The following is a 2,783-nucleotide window of genomic DNA, read 5'->3' as shown; positions in this document are numbered from 1 at the left end:
CGATCTGCTCATCGTCACGGGGGCGCTGGTGGGCGCCAGCGGCGCGATCCTGTCCATCATCATGTGCCGGGCGATGAACCGCTCCATCCTCAACGTGGTGTTCGGCGGCTTCGGCACGGGGGACGTGAAGACCTCCGAGATCCCTCGCTCGGGCGAGGTGAGGGAGCTCTCCGCGGACGAGACGGCGGCCCGGCTGAGCGCGGCGAAGAGCGTCATCATCGTGCCGGGCTACGGCATGGCGGTGGCGCGCGCGCAGAGTGCGGTGGAGCAGCTCACCCGCGAGCTGCGCAGCAAGGGGATCAACGTCCGCTTCGCCATCCACCCGGTGGCGGGCCGTCTGCCGGGGCACATGAACGTGCTGCTGGCCGAGGCCGGCGTGCAGTACGACATCGTGATGGAGATGGAGCACATCAACCACGACTTCGCGAGCACGGACGTGGTGCTCGTGATCGGCGCCAACGACATCGTCAACCCGGGCGCGCTGGATGATGCCTCCAGCCCCATCTACGGGATGCCGGTGCTGGAGGTGTGGAAGGCCAAGCTGGTGGTGGTGCTCAAGCGCGGCATGGCGGCTGGTTACGCAGGCGTGGACAACCCGCTCTTCCTGCTGGACAACACGCGCATGCTGTTCGGCGATGCGCGCAAGTCCATCGAGGCGCTGCTGGCCGCCGTGAGCAAGAAGCTGGCGGCCTGACAAGCCGGCTCCAAGGCACCCGGACGGGGCGCTCTGGCCGAACCTGTCTGCTTGTATGACAGGTTTGCCGGGCGCGCCCGTCCTCATCCTCCCAGCTCTGGGAGCCCACTACGAGCAGCGGCTAGCCCTCCGCGTCCTCAGGATCCGGGTACTCCTCCAGATCCTCGTCCTCGGTCTCCACGTGCGCCGCTGCGCGCTTCGAGTGCCCACCGCGCGCTGGGGGGGTGGCCGCCTCCGGCGACACCACATACCACTGCCGGCCCTGCTGCTGCCGCTTCAGCAGTCCCTCCTGCTCCATGGCCTCGAGCATCCGGGCGAGGGAGGGGAAGCCATGATCGCGCTCATCGAAGTCCGGCTCCTTGCGGACGATGGTCTCCTTGATGAGCGAGGGATTCAGGGGACCCGTCGCGCTCCCGAGCAGCCGCTTCACCACCGAGCGGGCGATCTCCGGTACCTTGTGCTTGGCCTTGGCCTCTTGCTCGGCTGCCTTGCCGCCATGTCCCTTGCCTCGGTGCCCGGAGCGCGAGGCGGTGGAGGTTTCCTCCTCGGCGGCGATCGAGTCCCGCTTGTCCTTGTCCCCGCGGGCCTGCTTGGGGCGCAGGTAGAGGAACTCGTCACAGGCCTTCACGAACAGGGGCGAGGTCGAGCCCTTCACCGCCAGGCCGATCACGGTGCGGCCATTCTCGCGCAGCTTGTAGGCCAGCGGGCAGAAGTCGCTGTCTCCCGAGGCGATGACAAAAGTATCGATGTGCTCGCGCGCGTAGCACAGCTCCAGCGCGTCGATCACCAGGCGCATGTCTGCGCCATTCTTCCCCGCGCGTGTCGAGGGCGGCACATCCAGCAGCTCCACCCCGTAGTCGTGCAGGCGCGTCTTGGCTTCCTGGAAGCGCGACCAGTCACAGTAGGCGCGGCGGAAGACCACCTTGCCCTTCTCCAGCAGCCGATCCAGCGAGGGCTGCAGGTCGAAGTTCGTGGAGCTGATGCCGGTGTTGGTGACCAGGTTCTCGAAGTCGAGGAAGAGGGCGATGCGGTGCTCGGTCTGTCCGTTCAAGGGCCGTCTCTGAGATGGCGAGAGCCGCCAGGCTGGCGGGGCTCGGGTGAGCTAGATGCTCTAGAGCTGAACGCTCTACTCCCCCACCCTACTCCCTCGGGATGGCCGTGTCGTCTCTCTTGCCGACGGATGAGGGCGCCTTTCTGGAGCGCCGCCACATCGCCACCCCGAGCCCGATCACCAGCGCCGCGAGCACGAGCACGCTGGCGATATCCTTCCCGAGCGCGAAGGTCATGTCGCCACCGAACTCCTCCACCTTGATCGTGAGTGGGAGCTTCAGCGTGGAGATCACCTGCTCGCCCACGGCCCGGGCCTCCGCCAGGTCCCGCTGATGGGTGTTGATCGAGAGGACGTCAAGCGTGTCTCGCGAAGGGATGAGGTAGACCACCGCGCTGGCCGTGTTCGCCCGCTCATCTTCCTCGGGCAGCTCCGTCGTGTACTCCCAACGGGCCACGGGAACACCCCTCACCTGCTGAACGGTGTACGGCTTCTCCGAGTCCTCCACGGCGCGTGCGGTGGCGCCGAAGTCCTCGGTCAGCCGCTTCAGCGTGCCCTCGATGAAGCCGCGGATGTTCTGATCGTACATCTGGCCGATCTCCGGCCTCTTGATGCTCGCCACCGTCAGGATGAACACCTGCTCGGGTTGTCGCAGGATCACCAGCGCGCGCACGCTCTGGTCTTCTCCCTCTCGAGCCGAGGCCTCCTTCTGGGGAATCCCCGCACACGCCTGAGCGTCGTACCGCTTCTCTGGCACGAGGATGCAGGTGGTGGCGCCCTTCGCGCTGAACTCCAGGGAGAGCTCCGTCTCCGGGTTGACCGTGACGGGCTCCGCGAGCGCCAGGGGAGCCACGAGCAGAAAGAAGATCTGTACGAGGCGGGGGACTGCCCACCAGGCAGGGGCCTTCACGCTCCAGGGGGTCTGGATCATCGGCCCACCATACCCCGGAGGCTCACACTCGGAAGTCCCCGCTCCTCAGGCCACGTCCGGCCCCAGCCCGTCCATCCACTGGTCCCACAGCCCCAGGAGCATGAGCGGGA

At 67.1% G+C, this 2,783-nt stretch carries 3 protein-coding genes; 1 reads left to right on the top strand and 2 read right to left on the bottom strand.

The genetic code is table 11. The annotated features are described in order from the left end of the window. The coding region (locus tag VD972_RS31615; RefSeq protein ID WP_324992506.1) for an NAD(P)(+) transhydrogenase (Re/Si-specific) subunit beta at nt 1-694 on the top strand (694 nt) is incomplete at its 5' end. Between the two features lie 121 nt (nt 695-815). On the opposite strand, the gene VD972_RS31610 is transcribed toward VD972_RS31615, so the two are convergent. Next, a complete protein-coding gene (locus VD972_RS31610) occupies nt 816-1,745 on the bottom strand; it encodes an NYN domain-containing protein (protein ID WP_324992505.1) in 930 nt (309 codons plus the stop codon). A gap of 88 nt (nt 1,746-1,833) precedes the next feature. Continuing rightward, entirely contained in the window at nt 1,834-2,673 is an 840-nt protein-coding gene (locus VD972_RS31605) for a hypothetical protein (protein WP_324992504.1), read from the bottom strand. Nucleotides 2,674-2,783: the final 110 nt, after the last annotated feature.

Source organism: Hyalangium sp., from assembly GCF_035629615.1.
Taxonomy (GTDB): domain Bacteria; phylum Myxococcota; class Myxococcia; order Myxococcales; family Myxococcaceae; genus Hyalangium.
Note: the sequence above shows the minus strand (reverse complement) of the source record. Positions and strands in the feature narration are given on the sequence as shown.